Annotated in this window: 20 protein-coding genes and 1 riboswitch; of the genes, 10 read left to right on the top strand and 10 right to left on the bottom strand. The window is 63.4% G+C overall.

The genetic code is table 11. The features are described from left to right. Positions 1 to 12: 12 nt before the first annotated feature. The 3 genes from hisS (at position 13) to CQ13_RS06915 (ending at position 2,398) form a co-directional block, all read left to right on the top strand. Positions 13 to 1,533, top strand: coding sequence for a histidine--tRNA ligase (gene hisS, locus CQ13_RS06925; RefSeq protein ID WP_430649659.1), 1,521 nt, complete (start codon positions 13 to 15; stop codon positions 1,531 to 1,533). Between the two features lie 149 nt (positions 1,534 to 1,682). Then, positions 1,683 to 1,883 (top strand): tautomerase family protein, encoded by a 201-nt coding sequence (locus CQ13_RS06920; protein WP_057842245.1) that lies wholly within the window; start codon positions 1,683 to 1,685, stop codon positions 1,881 to 1,883. A 119-nt stretch (positions 1,884 to 2,002) separates the two neighbouring features. Continuing rightward, the gene (locus CQ13_RS06915; protein ID WP_057842316.1) at positions 2,003 to 2,398 is read left to right on the top strand and encodes a thioesterase family protein; all 396 of its coding nucleotides are present in this window, start codon (positions 2,003 to 2,005) and stop codon (positions 2,396 to 2,398) included. 111 nt (positions 2,399 to 2,509) lie between these two features. Here CQ13_RS06915 and proC read toward each other — a convergent pair whose 3' ends face one another. The 4 genes from proC to CQ13_RS06900 form a co-directional block, all read right to left on the bottom strand. Beyond that, positions 2,510 to 3,328 (bottom strand): pyrroline-5-carboxylate reductase, encoded by an 819-nt coding sequence (proC, locus tag CQ13_RS06910; RefSeq protein WP_057842244.1) that lies wholly within the window; start codon positions 3,326 to 3,328, stop codon positions 2,510 to 2,512. A 190-nt stretch (positions 3,329 to 3,518) separates the two neighbouring features. Then, positions 3,519 to 4,019, bottom strand: coding sequence for a type III secretion system chaperone family protein (locus CQ13_RS06905; protein ID WP_057842243.1), 501 nt, complete (start codon positions 4,017 to 4,019; stop codon positions 3,519 to 3,521). A gap of 427 nt (positions 4,020 to 4,446) precedes the next feature. Then, positions 4,447 to 4,599: a hypothetical protein gene (locus CQ13_RS42615; protein WP_156433546.1), complete on the bottom strand. Its 153-nt coding sequence runs from the start codon at positions 4,597 to 4,599 to the stop codon at positions 4,447 to 4,449. Between the two features lie 33 nt (positions 4,600 to 4,632). Beyond that, positions 4,633 to 5,610: a Bug family tripartite tricarboxylate transporter substrate binding protein gene (locus tag CQ13_RS06900; RefSeq protein ID WP_057842242.1), complete on the bottom strand. Its 978-nt coding sequence runs from the start codon at positions 5,608 to 5,610 to the stop codon at positions 4,633 to 4,635. Between the two features lie 185 nt (positions 5,611 to 5,795). Beyond that, a riboswitch (FMN riboswitch) is annotated at positions 5,796 to 5,948 on the top strand. Between the two features lie 77 nt (positions 5,949 to 6,025). Here CQ13_RS06900 and CQ13_RS06895 point away from each other — a divergent pair. Both CQ13_RS06895 and CQ13_RS06890 read left to right on the top strand, forming a co-directional pair. Then, a complete protein-coding gene (locus tag CQ13_RS06895; RefSeq protein WP_057842241.1) occupies positions 6,026 to 6,604 on the top strand; it encodes a 6,7-dimethyl-8-ribityllumazine synthase in 579 nt (192 codons plus the stop codon). Between the two features lie 119 nt (positions 6,605 to 6,723). Further along, positions 6,724 to 7,539: an SDR family NAD(P)-dependent oxidoreductase gene (locus tag CQ13_RS06890; protein ID WP_057842315.1), complete on the top strand. Its 816-nt coding sequence runs from the start codon at positions 6,724 to 6,726 to the stop codon at positions 7,537 to 7,539. Between the two features lie 104 nt (positions 7,540 to 7,643). Here CQ13_RS06890 and CQ13_RS06885 read toward each other — a convergent pair whose 3' ends face one another. Together CQ13_RS06885 and CQ13_RS06880 are read right to left on the bottom strand one after the other, a co-directional pair. Then, entirely contained in the window at positions 7,644 to 8,597 is a 954-nt protein-coding gene (locus CQ13_RS06885; RefSeq protein ID WP_057842314.1) for a ribose-phosphate pyrophosphokinase, read from the bottom strand. Between the two features lie 171 nt (positions 8,598 to 8,768). Then, positions 8,769 to 9,389: a hypothetical protein gene (locus CQ13_RS06880; RefSeq protein WP_057842240.1), complete on the bottom strand. Its 621-nt coding sequence runs from the start codon at positions 9,387 to 9,389 to the stop codon at positions 8,769 to 8,771. Positions 9,390 to 9,435: 46 nt separating this feature from the next. On the opposite strand from CQ13_RS06880, the gene CQ13_RS06875 reads away from it, so the two are divergent. Further along, positions 9,436 to 9,633, top strand: a complete 198-nt coding sequence (locus CQ13_RS06875) for a hypothetical protein (RefSeq protein ID WP_057842239.1) — start codon at positions 9,436 to 9,438, stop codon at positions 9,631 to 9,633. Positions 9,634 to 9,636: 3 nt separating this feature from the next. Here CQ13_RS06875 and pgeF read toward each other — a convergent pair whose 3' ends face one another. Genes pgeF through lgt form a run of 3 tightly spaced genes read right to left on the bottom strand, consistent with a single transcriptional unit; the run spans position 9,637 to position 12,376 of the window. Beyond that, positions 9,637 to 10,404 carry a peptidoglycan editing factor PgeF gene (gene pgeF, locus CQ13_RS06870; RefSeq protein WP_057842238.1) on the bottom strand — a complete coding sequence of 256 codons (768 nt, stop codon included), beginning with the start codon at positions 10,402 to 10,404 and terminating at the stop codon, positions 9,637 to 9,639. Further along, positions 10,401 to 11,522 carry a class I SAM-dependent methyltransferase gene (locus CQ13_RS06865; RefSeq protein WP_057842237.1) on the bottom strand — a complete coding sequence of 374 codons (1,122 nt, stop codon included), beginning with the start codon at positions 11,520 to 11,522 and terminating at the stop codon, positions 10,401 to 10,403. The genes pgeF and CQ13_RS06865 overlap by 4 nt, the downstream gene beginning before the upstream one ends. A gap of 8 nt (positions 11,523 to 11,530) precedes the next feature. Then, positions 11,531 to 12,376: a prolipoprotein diacylglyceryl transferase gene (gene lgt / locus CQ13_RS06860; RefSeq protein WP_057842236.1), complete on the bottom strand. Its 846-nt coding sequence runs from the start codon at positions 12,374 to 12,376 to the stop codon at positions 11,531 to 11,533. Between the two features lie 226 nt (positions 12,377 to 12,602). On the opposite strand from lgt, the gene CQ13_RS06855 reads away from it, so the two are divergent. From CQ13_RS06855 to ychF, 4 genes are all read left to right on the top strand, one after another. Continuing rightward, on the top strand, positions 12,603 to 12,893 hold the full coding sequence (locus CQ13_RS06855) for an accessory factor UbiK family protein (protein WP_057842235.1): 291 nt from the start codon (positions 12,603 to 12,605) through the stop codon (positions 12,891 to 12,893). Positions 12,894 to 13,093: 200 nt separating this feature from the next. Further along, positions 13,094 to 13,816, top strand: coding sequence for a 50S ribosomal protein L25/general stress protein Ctc (locus CQ13_RS06850; protein WP_057842234.1), 723 nt, complete (start codon positions 13,094 to 13,096; stop codon positions 13,814 to 13,816). Between the two features lie 21 nt (positions 13,817 to 13,837). Beyond that, positions 13,838 to 14,443, top strand: coding sequence for an aminoacyl-tRNA hydrolase (gene pth, locus CQ13_RS06845; protein WP_057842233.1), 606 nt, complete (start codon positions 13,838 to 13,840; stop codon positions 14,441 to 14,443). A gap of 39 nt (positions 14,444 to 14,482) precedes the next feature. Next, the gene (gene ychF, locus CQ13_RS06840) at positions 14,483 to 15,580 is read left to right on the top strand and encodes a redox-regulated ATPase YchF (protein WP_057842232.1); all 1,098 of its coding nucleotides are present in this window, start codon (positions 14,483 to 14,485) and stop codon (positions 15,578 to 15,580) included. 110 nt (positions 15,581 to 15,690) lie between these two features. Here the strand turns inward: ychF and CQ13_RS06835 are convergent, their stop codons facing one another. After that, on the bottom strand, positions 15,691 to 15,984 hold the full coding sequence (locus CQ13_RS06835) for a DUF4282 domain-containing protein (RefSeq protein WP_057842231.1): 294 nt from the start codon (positions 15,982 to 15,984) through the stop codon (positions 15,691 to 15,693). Between the last annotated feature and the right edge of the window lie 47 nt (positions 15,985 to 16,031).

Here is a 16,031-nt window from a genome sequence, read left to right as displayed (position 1 = left end):
ACAAGGGGAGGTATGCGACGGTTGCCGGGCCGCGCTCCGGCTGGTACCAACCTGCCCATGAAGGACAAAGCGAAAAAACCGCAGAAACTGAAGGCGCGGCTGCCGCGTGGGCTCGAGGACCGCGGTCCGGCCGCGATCGCGGCCACGCGCCAGATGGTCGAGAAAATCCGCGAGGTCTACGAGCGCTACGGTTTCGAGCCGGTGGAAACGCCGGCAATGGAGTTTACCGACGCGCTGGGCAAATTCCTGCCTGACCAGGACCGGCCGAACGAGGGCGTGTTCTCGTTCCAGGACGACGACGAGCAGTGGATCTCGCTGCGCTACGATCTGACTGCGCCGCTGGCGCGCTATGTGGCGGAGAATTTCGACGCGCTGCCGAAGCCGTATCGCAGCTACCGCGCGGGTTACGTCTATCGCAATGAGAAGCCAGGCCCCGGCCGTTTCCGCCAGTTCATGCAGTTCGATGCCGACACGGTGGGCTCGGCCTCGCCGGCAGCGGACGCCGAGATGTGCATGATGGCGGCGGATACGATGGAAGCGCTGGGCATTCCGCACGGCAGCTATGTGGTGAAGGTGAATAACCGCAAGGTGCTCGATGGCGTGCGCGATGCGCTAGGCATTGCCGATGACGGACAATGGCTGACGGTGATGCGCGCGATCGACAAGTTCGATCGTCTCGGCATTTCCGGCGTGCAGCAGTTGCTGGGCGAGGGCCGCAAGGATGAGTCGGGTGACTTTACCAAAGGCGCTGGCCTGAAGCCTGATGACATTGCATTGGTCGTTGGTGCGATCGAGCAGGGCGCGCAGATCGATACGCGGCTGCGCGACAGCAAAGTCGGACAGGAAGGTCGCGACGAACTCGATGCGATCAGCAAGCTGGTAACGGCGTCGGGCTATGGGGCGGATCGTATCGTGATCGATCCTTCCGTCGTTCGCGGTCTCGAATATTACACCGGTCCGGTCTACGAGGTCGAACTCACCCTCGAAACGAAAGACGAGAAAGGCCGTCCCGTTCGCTTCGGCTCGGTCGGCGGCGGTGGCCGTTACGACGGCCTCGTCTCGCGCTTCCGCGGCGAACCGGTGCCGGCAACGGGTTTCTCCATCGGCGTGTCACGCTTGCAGGCCGCGCTGACGATGCTCGGCAAGCTCGACACGCGGCCTGACTTCGGCCCGGTCGTGGTCACGGTGTTCGATCGCGATCGTGTCGCCGACTACCAGAAAATGGTCGCCGAGCTTCGCAACGCGAACATCCGCGCCGAGCTCTATCTCGGTAACCCCAAGAACATGGGCAACCAGCTCAAATATGCCGACCGCCGCAATTCGCCTTGCGTCATCATCCAGGGCTCGGACGAGAAGGCGCGCGGCGAAATTCAGATCAAGGACCTGATCGAGGGCGCGAAAGCCGCGGCTGCCATCGCCTCCAACCAGGAATGGCGCGAGACGCGTCCAGCGCAGTTTTCCTGCGCTGAGGGCGAAATCGTCGCCAAAGTGCGCGAGGTGCTCGCGCGCCATGACGTGAAGTGGGGCAACTGATTTAGTCATGCGCGGGCTTGACCCGCGTGTCCATCTTCAAAATGATGGATTGCCGGGCGCAGACAAGTTTACGTAGTCTGCGTGGGCAGACTACTATGTCCGGCAATGACAGTTTACCGAACACGTAAGAGCAAGAGGGAGCACTACCGATGCCTGAGATCACCATCAGCATGGCCGCCGGCCGTACCGAAGAACAGAAAGTCGGCATGATGCGCGACATCACCCAGGCGCTGGTGAAGAATCTCGGCGTCGACGCGGAAGCCGTCGTGATCCAGATCAACGAGGCGCCGCTCACCCACAAGATGAAGGGCGGCAAGACCTTCGTCGAGCGCAAGGCGATGCAGAAGTGACCTGAAAGGTCATCCCGGATCTCGCGAAGCGCGAACCCCGGATCTCGCGCCAACAACTTTTGGATTCCGGGTACGTCGCTTCGCGCCGCCTCGGAATGACGACTATCCAAGGCCATCGCATGGACGCACGCGACTTCATCAAGATCGGCATGAGCGCCGAGCGGACGCTGGTCGTGCCGCGCGAGCGCACGGTCGGGCATTTCGTGCCTGATATGCCGATGGTCTATGCGACGCCGATGATGATCCTGGAAATGGAGATGGCCTCGAGCGATGCCATCAGAGGCCATCTTCAGCCGGGCTGGATCACGGTTGGCACCGAGGTCGATATCCGCCATCTCGGCGCGTCGCTGGTCGGCGCGACGGTGCGCGTCACGGGAAAGGTCGTAGCCGTCGAGCGCCGCGTGATCCGATTCGAAGTCGAAGCCTTCCAAGGCGAGCGCAGAATAGGCGACGGACGCCACGCCCGCGGCCTCGTCAATGTGGAGACGTTCACGAAGAGGCTTGCAGGGAAGTAGCGGCATCCGCTGAATCGTCGGGTGGGCAAAGCGAAGCGTGCCCACCATCACGAGTACGGTGCCGGATGGTGGGCACTGCGCAAGCGCGCCTTTGCCCACCCTACGATTCCACTACTTCGCCAAATCCTTCGAGCGCTTCGTTGCCGCGGCGATTGCGCGGATCATCAGCGGCTGCAGGCCGTCCTTGGCCATCAGCACCTCCAGCGCGGCCGCGGTGGTGCCGCCGGGCGAGGTGACGTTCTGGCGCAGCGTGGCCGAGGCAAGTTCCGAGCGGTGCAGCAATTCGCCTGAGCCGGCGACGGTTTCGCGCGCGAGCTTCGTTGCAAGCTCGGCCGGCAGGCCGGCCTCGACGCCGGCGCGCGCGAGTTCTTCGGCGAGCAGGAACACGTAGGCCGGGCCGGAGCCGGACACGGCGGTCACCGCATCCATCAGGCTTTCGTCCTCGACCCATTCGACCGAGCCGGTGGCGCGCAGCAGCGCGTCGGCCGTGGTGCGTTGCGCGGCGCTGACATTTTTCGCCGCGATCGCAACCGTGATGCCGCGGCCGATCGCGGCCGGCGTGTTCGGCATCGCGCGAACCACCATGCCGCCGCAGACTTCTTCAAGTGCCGCAATCGTCGTGCCCGCCATGATCGAGACGACGAGCGTGTTCGCTCCGACAAGGGACTTCAGCGCCGGCCCCGCCTCGCGGAACGTCTGCGGCTTCACCGCCATCACCAGCGTATCGACTGTACCCGCGTCCTTCGGATTGAGGCGGAGGCCTTGCGCCGCCAGCGCGCCGATCTCAGCGGATGGCTGCGGCTCGATAACGATCACGCGGCTTGCGTCGAGCCCGCCGGCCAGCCAGCCGGTGAGCATCGCGCCGCCCATCTTGCCCGCGCCAGCCAGCGCAATAGTGCCGCGGAGATTTTGGAGTGTGTTGGTATTCACGGTGTCACCATGAATTCTGCCGTCGTCCCTGCCTAGTGCGCAGTTGCGCACAGGAGCCGGGACCCATAACCACCGGCGGTTTTAGTAAAGCTCAGAAGGGGCCACAAGCAGTTTGCTTGAGCCTGGCGGTCACGGAGTATGGATCTCTGATTTCGGCAGGACGACACTGTGCGCGTGGAAGCGGCGGGGCCTACGCCTCACCCTCGGTATCGAACATCGCCGCGCTCATGGCTTCCGCGGCGGTTTTTCCCGCCCAGACCACGAACTGGAACGCGGGGTAGTAACGCTCGCAGGCGTGGATGGCGCCGGCCAGCATGACCTCGCATTGCGCGGTCGAGGCGGTCAGCCCGCCCGGCAGCAGCAGGGCCTGCCGGTACATGATCATGCCGGTGTGGGTCCAGATGTCGAAATGGCCGACCCATAATTGTTCGTTGATCGCCGCGATCAGCCGCTGCACTTCCGCGCGGCGTGCGGGAGGAATCTTCATGTCGAACGCGGAGGCCAGGTGCAGCGCCTCGATCTCCGCCATCCAGGTGAAGGAGAGCTGGTAGTCGGTCCAGTTCCCCTTGGAGACGATCGTGACTTCGTCTTCGCCGGAGCGCTCGAACGCCCAGTTGTTTTCGGCGGCGATGTCCTCGACGGCCGCGAGCGGGTTGTTCCGGGAATCAATAATGCCTTCGAGGAGGGACATGCCGTCTCGACCCTGTTTCTTGAATTCTTCTGATACGCACGCGGAGCACGGCGTGCGTTGAACTGATGCGGCGCCGCCGACTGCAATCCCCCGTTCGCGGATCATCCCGGGGCCTGCCGAGCTCAAGTGATGTGATTTGCGGAATCCGCGCAACTGACCCCTGAGTCCGTCCACAGGCCAAAGCGGCGTCGTCCACAGTTGAACGCGGTCATAATTATTAATTTGAGAACAAACCGGAATCGGATTCGAGCGCCGCGGAGTCCGTCGCGGAGTGAAATCGGGCAGCTCTGCCACAATGGTTAATGGATAGTTAATTTTGCGCGGAAGCGCCGCGTTCACGTCCGCGGCGCAGGCACACCCGCGCGCCTATCTCTCGCGCGACCAAAGGACACGCCTCAATCGCGGTCCCGAGTTGCGCGCCCTCGATTTAAACGCAGGACTTTGCGGCATCTACCCAGGGACCATACCGCTCCAGCAATGTCTCGCGGATCGGCTTGCCCCCGCAGGCCTTTGCTGCATCCGTGCCGTCAACGTCAGCGGCGTGTGTCAGCTTGTTCCATTTGCGGCGCTCACCGTGCATCGGTATCTCCCGGACCGTTCGCAAATCGCCGCCTCACTCCGGCTTGAGGCTGCCTGCGCGGACCACCTTGCCCCATTTCTCGGTCTCGTCTGCGATCAGTCTGCCGAAATCGGCAGGCGAGCCCGGCATCGGCGCGCCGCCGATGGCGGCAAGCCGGGCCTTCATGCCGGGATCGGCGATCGCCGCGTTGATCTCCTTGTTGAGCTTGTCGATGATCTCGGCCGGCGTGTTCTTCGGCGCCGCGAAGCCGTACCACTGGCTGGCTTCATAGCCTGCCACGACATCGCCCACGATCGGAACCTCCGGCAGCTCCGCCATGCGCGTGGCCGTCGTCACCGCGAGCGCGCGCAGCTTGCCGGTCTTGATGTGATCGGCGGTGCCGGGCGCGGCCGCAAACAGGATCTGCACCTGGCCGCTGATCAGATCCGTCATTGCCGGCCCCTGGCCGCGATAGGCGACATGGACCATGTCGACCCCGGTCATCATCTTGAACAGCTCGCCCGCCATGTGCGGCGCGCTGCCGCTGCCGGCGGAGGCCATGTTGACCTTTCCGGGATTGGCTTTGGCGTAGGCGATGAATTCGGCCAAGGTCTGCGCCGGCACCGCGGGGTGCACCAGCACCACCATCGGCACGCGAATGACGCCGGCCACCGGCGCGATGTCGCGGACGAAATTGAAACTGAGTTTTTCGTAGAGCGAGGCGTTCACCGCGTTCGGCACCGTCGCCAGCAACAGCGTGTAGCCGTCGGGCGCCGCATTCACGACCGCCTCGGTGCCGATATTGCCGCCGGCGCCGGTGCGGTTCTCGACGACGAAGGGTTGCTTGAGATGGTCCGCCAGCCATTGGCCGATCAGCCGCGCCGTGATATCGACGCCGCCCCCTGCAGCGAAGCCGGCCACGATCTTCGTCGGTCGCGTCGGATAATCGAGCGCGGACGCCCGTCGCGGCAAGGCGGGCGCAGCGATGAGCGCGCCGGCCAGCTTGAGGAAATTCCGACGAAGAATTTTCATGTTGAGCGTCCCCCTGTTCTTGGCAAGCCTATCTCAATTGCCGCTGTTTAAGTAAAGACAGCGATCCGGCAGGCCACATGCCCTGTTCCGGCGGCATGGGGACATGCCGTTTCCCCATGCCAAAGACGCTTGCTGCCGCCCCGGCCTTGGTCATATTCTTCGGCAGGTCGTCCATTCCGGGCGGCCGATGTTCTCAGGGCGGGGTGAAAATCCCCACCGGCGGTAAGGGTGACGTAGCCCAAGCCCGCGAGCGCCTTCTTCTCGCCTGAGCAGAAGGGTCAGCAGATTCGGTGTGATTCCGAAGCCGACGGTTACAGTCCGGATGAAAGAGAACGGTTTGCGGCGGCCTCGCACCTTTGCGCGTGGGCCGGTGTCGTTCCGTATGCCCTGATTCTGGTCCTGAAAGAGGAAAGCCATGAATCAGATGTTGCAAGAGCCTGAAGTCCAATCCCAAGCAGCCGAAGCCCATCACGTTCCTGACGTGCCCGAGCGCCCGCCGGCGCCGGTGCATCCGCGTTTCGTCAAGCCGCAGCGCATCGCCTTCGTGCAGTCGTCGTGGCACCGTGGCGTGGTCGAGGAATGCCGCATTGCCTTCCTCGAAGAGATCGAAGCGCGCCATATCACGCGCGCGCAGGTCGATCTGTTCGAGGTGCCGGGCTCGTTCGAAATACCGCTGCATGCGCAACTGCTCGCCAAGACGCGGCGCTACACCGCGATCGTGGCCGCAGGCCTCGTGGTCGATGGCGGCATCTATCGCCACGAATTCGTCGCCGACACCGTGATCAAGGCGCTGATGGACGTGCAACTCAGGACCGAAGTGCCGGTATTCTCGGCGGTGCTGACGCCGCAGCAATTCCATGAAAGCGCCGTGCACCACGAATTCTTCCGCAAACATTTTGTCATCAAGGGCATCGAGGTCGCGGAAGCCTGCGCCAACACGCTGCACAGCCTGGAGCGGCTGCGTGGCCAGGTCGCGGCGGGGATTGGGGGGTAGGAGGTAGGAGGTAGTCTCCGTCATTGCGAGCGAAGCAATCCATCTCGCCACGACGGGAAAAATGGATTGCTTCGACGCTTCGCTCCTCGCAATGACGGATGCGGGCATTGGAGGCATCGATGGCTGAAACCGAACAACAATCTTCCGATTGGCTCGGCCTGTCAGGCCGCGTGTGCGTGGTGACGGGCGGGGGCGGCGGGATCGGCCGCACCGTTGCTCTCAGTTTTGCCCAGGCCGGTACCCGCGTGGCCGCGATCGATCTCGATGAACGTGGCCTTGAGATCACGCGCGCCGAGCTCGGCAAGCTCGGCGCCGATCATGTCATCGCGCGCTGCGATACGACGGATGTCGAGAGCGTCACCGCTGCGGCCGCGACGATCGAGAAATCGCTGGGGCCATGCAACGTGCTGGTCAACACCGCCGCGGTACTGCGTCCGGGTGCGCTCGATACCTTGTCGCTTGCCGAATGGAACGCCGTTCTCTCCGTCAACCTGACCGGCTATTTTCTTTGCGCGCAGGTGTTCGGCCGGCAGATGCACGTGCTTGGCCGCGGCAGTCTGGTTCACGTGGCTTCGATCGCCGGCAGCAACGCGCAGGGACAGAGCGGCGCCTACAGTGTCAGCAAGGCCGGCGTGATCATGCTGTCGCGGCAGCTCGCCAATGAATGGGGGCCGCACGGCATCCGCAGCAATGTCGTCAGTCCCGGCATGGTGATCACGCCGATGAGCCAGGCGTTCTACGATACGCCCGGCGTCACCGAGCGTCGCGCCGCAGTCGTGCCGTTGCGGCGGGTCGGCATGCCGCAGGACATGGCCGATGCGATCCTGTTTCTTGCCAGCGATCGCGCGTCCTACGTCAATGGCGAGGAGATCATGGTCGATGGCGGCTATGCCAACATGCTGATGAATCTAGTGCCGCGACCGGGATTTGAATGAGGTGCCGTAGGGTGGGCAAAGGCGCGCTTGCACCGTGCCCACCATCTATTTCGAGATCATCAAACGGTGGGCACGCTTCGCTTTGCCCACCCTTCAAACCTGCCTCAGTCGAACAGGCTCGACACCGATTCTTCCGACGCGGTACGGCTGATCGCTTCGGCGATCAGGGGCGCGATCGACAGCGTGCGGATATTGGCGGCCTTGTTGACCGCCTCCGTCGGCAGGATCGAGTCGGTGATCACGAGCTCTTTCATTTTCGACGAGGCGATGCGCGCGGCAGCGCCGCCGGAGAGCACGCCGTGGCTGATATAGGCGTAGACCTCCTTGGCGCCGTTGGCGATCAGCGCGTCGGCCGCGTTCACCAGCGTGCCGCCGGAATCGATGATGTCGTCGATCAGGATGCAGGTGTAGCCGGCGCAGTCGCCGATCACGTTCATGACTTCGGATTCACCGGCGCGCTCGCGCCGCTTGTCGATGATGGCGAGCGGGGTGTTGATGCGCTTGGCCAGTCCACGGGCGCGCACCACGCCGCCGACGTCAGGCGATACCACCATGACATTGGCGAGGTCGAAACGCTCCTTGATGTCACGCACCATGACCGGCGAGGCGAAGAGATTGTCGACCGGAATATCGAAGAAGCCCTGGATTTGGGCGGCGTGAAGATCGAGCGTCATGACGCGGTCGACGCCGGCGTGCGTAATCAGGTTGGCGACCAGCTTGGCGGAAATCGGTGCGCGCGAGCCGACCTTGCGGTCCTGGCGGGCGTAGCCGAAATAGGGGATGACCGCGGTGATGCGGCGCGCCGAAGCCCGGCGCAGCGCGTCGGTGATGATCAGAAGTTCCATCAGATGGTCGTTGGCCGGAAACGACGTCGACTGGATGATGTAGACGTCCGAACCGCGGACGTTTTCCTGGATTTCGACGAAGATTTCCATGTCGGCGAAGCGCCGAACCACCGCCTTGGTCAGCGGCAGATGCAGCCAGTTCGCGATTTCCTGGGCCAGCGCGGGGTTGGAATTGCCAGCGACCAGCTTGATCGAGCCGTTCTTGGCCGCCATCAACGCTTCTCCTCGCGCCTTGCTGGATACGACGTTCAGCATATCGAGAAGTCCTCGGGAACCGGCGCGTTTTGTGAGCGAGGAGATATCAGGCGGGTGGCTCGGCTGGCAACCCGTTGATGTCGTTTTCCCGGTCAAAAATCGGCCGGTACGGGACTTTTACAGGGCTGTTTATTGAGCGCTGAAACCGAGCGCCGTGACGCCGGCCGCATCCTGGGCGGGTACTGTTTCTTCCGCACTCGCGACCGCGGGACCGCGGCGCTCCGGGGCCGGCGCAGGCGCTGCATCCGGACTTCCGTTGACCATGCCGGACAGACCGCTGAGGCCGGCCTGCGCGATTTTCCGCAACACGAGGTCATCGGCCGCCGCCCAGGCGTCGCGGCCAGCCTTGCCGGCGGGTTCTTCGCCGGAAAGGCGCAGCGCACGCTGCTGGTTGTTGTCGTAGACGTCCCAGACCCAGGCGATCACGGTCTTGCCGCGAACCACCTGCGCCGACAGATAGCTGCGCACGCGGTAGGATGCTCCGCCCTCGCGCGAGACGATCGACAGGTTTCGGAGCTTCGATTCGCTATCGAGCACGCTGACCATCCGTTCGAACACCTGCGGCGGCGGACCGTCGATCGATTCGAACGCCACCGTGGGACCGCCGCCCGCGCTCGGTGCCATCGCATACGAACCGCTGGCCGCGCCGCCGCCGGCACAGCCACCGAGCGCGCAAGAAACGACAAGCAGCGCCGCGGCAATCATGGCGCGCGGGGCTTGCAGGCACGAAGCAATCAAGGTGTTCCTCATTGCTCCCTGCGATATCGTTAAAATGTGTTAAGGTCTAGGGCAGTGCATGGATAAGCTCGCCAAAAAGATTGCGCCCGGCTCGTCCCGTCTCTCCTTCTTGTTGCCAGAATTCTTCAACTTCGCAGGATCATCCATGCGAGCCTTTGTTCTCGATCGCGAATTTGCCTTCGCGCAATTGCCGGCGGCGCTCACCCCACCTGGAAGCCGGCCGGGCGCGGGGAAGGTGGTGCTGCGGGTGAAGTAGGAATTACTCGCTCGCCAGCGCGATCGCGTGCACGTGGCGGCCGTAGTCCGGCTCCTTCCGGTGCACCGAGCGGCGGTAGCTGTAAAAACGCTCGTCGGAATAGGTGTCGACACCGAGGTCGTCGATCATCAGGATGCCGGCGTTCTCCAGCCGCATGCGGATGAAGCCGGCGAGGTCGAACATCGAATGTCCTGATCGAACCGAGGGAATGAAGAACATTGCATTCTCCGCGTCGACATCCAGGAAACGTTCGACGAATTCGCTGCTGACCTCGTAGGAATGCTGGCGGATCAGCGGGCCGATGGCGGCGACGATGCCGGAGCGGTCGGCGCCGAGTTTTTCCATTGCGTCGATCGTGGATTCCAGGACGCCGGTCAGCGCGCCCTTCCAGCCGGCGTGCGCAGCGCCGATCACGCGCGCGGCTGGATCGGCGAACAGGATCGGCCCGCAATCCGCGGCGGTGACGCCGATAGCGATGCCTTCCGTGCGGGTGACGAGCGCGTCGGCGCGCGGCTTGTCGCCCTGCCATGGTCCGGTCGCGACCACGGCGTCGGGCGAGTGGATCTGGTGCACGCTGAGCAAGTGCTCGGGCGCAACGCCCATCCGCTCGGCCATCCGGCGGCGATTCTCCGCGACATTGGCCGGATCGTCGTTGGAGCCTAACCCGCCATTGAGTCCTTCGTAAATTCCACCGGATACCCCGCCCTCGCGGGTGAAGAACGCGTGGCGCAGCCCGGGAATGGCTGCGAGTAGGGACGATCCGAACGTCATGCTCTTTCGTCTCCCGGCGGTTCGTCGCTGAGGCCTGCGACCGAGGTGAGATTTGGTTCGGTAACCGCAAGCACCTTGAACATCGATCCCATGCCGCCGCGGCCGCTGTCGGTCAGACGCTTGAGCGCGGCGGAAATATCGGCGGAAACTTCCGCCGTGGTTTTTGCCATCAGGGTGACGGCCCGGGTCTCGATGCCGAGCCGCTTGAGGAATTCGCCCTGCGTCACCGGGCCGTGAACGCGCGCGCCGACGTCTTCCGCCGCGCGCGCCAGTGCCTGGAAATCGACATGGGCGGTGACGTCGGCCTGGCCGGGATTTTTCAGGGGATCGGCAAAACTGTGCCGGGCGATAGCCTGGAAGGTATCGCCGGCGTCGCTGCGCAGATGTCCGTAATCGATGATCAGCGCCGCGCCGTCCTGGTCGCGCACCCGCGCCGCGATCTTCATCATCTCGGTATCCGGCCGCCATTCGAACACGGCGCCGATCGGGGCCGCGCGCACCAGCGGCGGCAGCAACACCTCGAAGCGCGGGATCGGGTCATCCGCGGCGGCGAATACCAGCTTGCCATTGGCGTCGAGCTCGACGACGCGCTCGTGCCAGCCGGTTTCGCGCTTGACCACCTGATGGATCGGCAGCACGTCGAAATATTCGTTGGCGAGGATGACCGCGGGGCCCTCGGGCACGTCGTCGATATTGTCATGCCAGGTGATGTTGCGCGCGCCGGATAGCGTTGCCTGCTGCTTCTCGCGCAGCACCGGATTGATCTCGACGAGATGGATCTGGATCGATTGATAGAGCGACGGCAGCACGCGAACCGCGCGGAGCGCGTCCGCCATCATGGTGCCGCGGCCGGGGCCGAGCTCGACCAGCCGCAGCATCGGCGGCGAACCGATCGCCTTCCAGACCGAGGCCGTCCATAGACCGAGCAGTTCGCCGAACATCTGGCTGACCTCGGGCGCGGTGGTGAAATCGCCCTCGCGGCCCAATGGATCGCGCGACACGTAGTAGCCGTGCTCGGGATGCATCAGGCACAGCTCCATGTACCGCCAGACCGGCATCGGGCCTGACGATCTGATCAGCTTGTGGATCTCCGACTGTAACGGCGAAAATTCGGTCACGGCCTGCCTTAAATCGACTTCTCTATATGCTGCCGCGTCTCGCGGCGCCATGCCACCATGATCAGGATGGCTCCGGCAATGATCATCGGTACCGACAGCAGCATACCCATGGTCAGCCCGCCCCACAAAAATCCGAGCTGGGGATCGGGTTCGCGGAAGAATTCGCTGGCAATGCGCGCAAGGCCGTAGATCGCGATGAAGCTGCCGAGGATCAGGCCGGGCCGCTTCAGCGCGCCCATCCGGATCATCACCGCCAGTACCGCAAACAGCAGGAAACCCTCGAGCGCCGCTTCGTAGAGCTGGCTTGGATGGCGGAAAAGTTGAAGCGGGTCATCGGGAAAGACCATTCTCCAGGGAACGCTGGCATCCGCCTCACGCCCCCACAACTCTCCCTTGATGAAATTGGCGAGCCGCCCGAGGAATATTCCGATCGGAGCGACCGCAGTCGTGATGTCGCCAAGCGACAGGATGGAGATATTGTTCTTGAGCGCAAACAGCATCACCGCGGCAACGCATCCGAGAAAGCCGCCGTGGAAGGACATGCCGCCTTCCCAGAGTTTGAGAATCGCCACCGGATTCTGGATGAAGAAGGCCGCGTTGTAGAACAGCACATAGCCGGTGCGGCCGCCGACGATGATGCCAATCGTCACCCAGAGAATGAAGTCGTCGAGCTGCACGGGTGCGATCGGCGCCGGCCCGCCCCATAATTTCTCTTTCCTGATCAGCGCGCGCGCATAGATCCATCCGAGCACGATGCCGCAGATATAGGCCAGCGCATACCATCGGATCGCGAATGGTCCGATCGAGATGGCGACCGGATCGATTTCCGGAAAGGTTATGGTGAGAAGGGGCATCGGAGGGGGAGTCTACGACACGAGGTTCTGCTGGTCGATCATGGGCGCTGCTTCTTGTGTTGTGATTCTGGTGTCAAGCTGGCTGTTCGATACGATTGCAAGGAAACCGCAGCATGACAAGGCGAACGGCCGTCACGTTGGCGTTGAACCGCGCTCTTGAACGTTTCCCTTGGGATTGCCATTGTCTTGTGGTGACGATCAATTTGCAGCGACCGGAGCGTTTCAGATGACCCAGACCAGCAATCGGTTTTTCGACGAGATTGGCCGTTTGATGAACGACGCCGCCGGCGCCGCCCAGGGTGTCAAGCGTGAGGTCGATACGGTTATGCGCAGCCAGGCCGAGCGTATCCTGCGCGATCTCGATGTCGTCAAGCGCGAGGAGTTCGATGTGGTCAAGGACATGGCCCGCCTGGCGCGCGAGGAGAATGAGGCACTGAAGAGCCGGATTGCTGCTCTGGAAGCCAAGCTCGGCATTGCGCCGGCCACGCCGGATGCCGGGAGCATGGCGGACGGGTAGGGATTGCCCAACCCTCACCTCCAGGGACCCTCCAGGGAAGGGTGCCCCGCAGAAAAATCCCTTCATTTCCTTGTCATTTCGCCCCTTTGGGGCTAAAAGCCGGCTACGTCCGCAGCCCCCGCACCCCTGGAGGCTTGCTGTGGGACGCCGACGGGCCGCGATGCGGCCTTTAACTTTTTAGAAAACAAGGACTTAACACGATGGCGACCGTCAAGGAATTGAAGGCGACCGCGCGTCCGCAGAGCGGCAAGGGGGCCGCCCGGGCAGAGCGTCGCGCCGGGAGAGTGCCCGGAGTGATCTACGGCAACAACCAGCCCCCCGTGACCATTTCGGTCGACGATAAGGAACTGCGTCAGCGCATCCTGGCCGGCCGCTTCCTGACCACGCTGTTCGACATCGACCTCGAGGGCAAGAAGCACCGCGTGATTCCGCGCGACTTCCACCTCGATCCGGTGAAAGACTTCCCGATTCATGTCGACTTCCTGCGGCTCGGCGAAGGCGCCACCATCCGCGTCAGCGTTCCGCTGCACGTCGTGAACGGCGAAACCTCGCCCGGCGTCAAGCGCGGCGGCACCATCAACATCGTCACCCATACCGTCGACCTCGAATGCTCGGTCGACAACATCCCGCAGTACCTCGAAGCCGATGCCGGCGCGCTGGAAATCAGCTACTCGCTGCATCTCTCCGACATCAAGCTCCCGACGGGCGTGAAGGCGCTCTCGCGCGAAGACGCGACGCTCGTGACCATCGTGCCGCCGTCCGGCTACGCCGAAGAACAGAAAGCTGCGGCGGCTGCCGCGGCTGCAGGCACGGCCGCTCCGGCGGCGGGTGCCGCTCCAGCTGCTGCTGCCGCGCCTGCGGCGGGAGCTGCCGCTCCGGCGGCTGGCGCGAAGGCGCCGGCTGGTGGCGACAAGAAGAAGTAAGCAGCGGCAGGATGCCGCGTTATGCGCCTGTTTGTTGGCCTAGGTAACCCCGGTTCGAAATACGCGAACAACCGGCACAACATCGGGTTCATGGCCGTTGATGAAATTGCGCGGCGTCACGGTTTCGCACCGTGGCGCCGCCGTTTTCAGGGCGAGACATCCGAAGGCACGCTCGATCGCGAGAAGGTCGTTCTGCTTCGGCCGACCACCTACATGAACGAGTCCGGGCGCGCGGTTCAGGAAGCCGCGAATTTCTTCAAGCTCGGCGCTTCCGACGTCACCGTGTTTCAGGACGAGCTCGAACTGCCGGCGGCGAAAGTCCGCGTCAAGGTCGGCGGCGGTATCGCCGGCCACAATGGGCTGCGCTCGATCACCTCGCATATCGGCAACGACTATCGCCGGGTGCGGCTCGGGATCGGCCATCCCGGCATCAAGGAGCTGGTGCACGGCCACGTGCTCTCGGATTTCGCCAAGAGCGACCGCGCCTGGGTGGAAGCCTTGTGCGCAGCGGTGGCCGACAACGCCGGTTTGCTGGTCGCAGGGCACGATTCCTCGTTCGCGAACAAGGTGCATCTGGCGCTGCAGGCCAAGGGATTTTTCGACAAGGGTGATGATGGTGCGGCGTGACGCGTTGTCGACCGTCAGCAACGAACTTCAGGACAAGTTATGGGATTCAAATGCGGTATCGTTGGCCTGCCTAATGTCGGCAAGTCGACGCTGTTCAACGCGCTGACCGAGACGGCGGCGGCGCAGGCGGCGAATTATCCGTTCTGCACCATCGAGCCGAATGTCGGCGAAGTCGCCGTGCCTGATCCCAGGCTCGACAAGCTGTCGGCGATCGCAGGCTCGGCGCAGATCATCCCGACGCGACTGACCTTCGTCGATATCGCAGGGCTCGTGCGCGGCGCTTCGAAGGGCGAGGGCCTCGGCAACCAGTTTCTCGCCACTATCCGCGAGGTCGACGCGGTCGCACATGTGGTGCGGTGTTTCGAAGATTCCGACATCACCCATGTCGAAGGCAAAATCGCGCCGTTGGCCGACATCGAGACCATCGAGACCGAACTGATGCTCGCCGATCTCGACAGCCTGGAGAAGCGGGTCGACAATCTGGCGAAAAAGGCCAAGGGCAACGACAAGGACGCCAAGGAAGCGCTCGACCTCGTTAACCGCGCCCTGGTGCTGCTGCGCGAGGGCAAACCGGCGCGGTTTCTGGAGCGCAAGCCGGAGGAAGAGCGCGCCTTCGGCATGCTCGGCCTCCTGACGTCGAAGCCGGTGCTTTATGTCTGCAACGTCGAGGAAGGTTCGGCTAAGGACGGCAACAGCTTCTCAAAACAGGTGTTCGATCACGCCAAGAAGGAAGGCGCGGTCGCCGTGGTGATCTCGGCCAAGATCGAATCCGAGATCGCGACCCTGTCACGCGAGGAGCGCGCCGAATTTCTCGAGACGCTCGGCCTGGAAGAGGCCGGCCTCGACCGCCTGATCCGCGCCGGCTACCAGTTGCTCGATCTCATCACGTACTTCACCGTAGGCCCCAAGGAAGCCCGCGCCTGGACCATCCACCGCGGCACTAAGGCGCCGGCTGCGGCCGGCGTGATCCATACCGATTTCGAAAAGGGCTTTATCCGGGCCGAGACCATCGCCTATGCCGATTACGTCGCGCTGAACGGCGAAGCCGGGGCCCGCGACGCTGGCAAGCTCAGGCTGGAAGGCAAGGAATATGTCGTCGCCGACGGCGACGTGATGCATTTCAGGTTTAATACCTGAGAATCTTGTAGGGTGGGCAAAGCGCAGCGTGCCCACCATGTCTCTCGCGACCCCGGAAAGATGGTGGGCACGGCGCAATGCGCCTTGCCCGCCCTACGACTCCTGCGCGACTACCTCATCCCGCCCTGGTCGCGGATCGCGCCGAGATGCTCGTTGACGCGGAAGACGATCAGGATGAATTCCGCGGCGATGCGCGAAAACACCACGCCGACCACGACGCCGGCGATCGAGGACAACAGCAGGACAAATCCATAGAAGGGGCTGATGGCCATGATGGACAGGCTCGACAAAATGCCGGCGATACCGAACAGCACGATCAAGCCGATGACCAGCCAGTAGAAAGTCTTGATAATCGTGGGCGTGATGAAACGGTCCCACTGAAATAGATCCTGAAAATCGAACATCGATGGTTCTCCGGCGGGTCAAGAAACCTGGTCCCAGACGGCACAGG

The organism is Bradyrhizobium retamae (genome assembly GCF_001440415.1).
GTDB classification, from domain to species: domain Bacteria; phylum Pseudomonadota; class Alphaproteobacteria; order Rhizobiales; family Xanthobacteraceae; genus Bradyrhizobium; species Bradyrhizobium retamae.
Note: the sequence above shows the minus strand (reverse complement) of the source record. Positions and strands in the feature narration are given on the sequence as shown.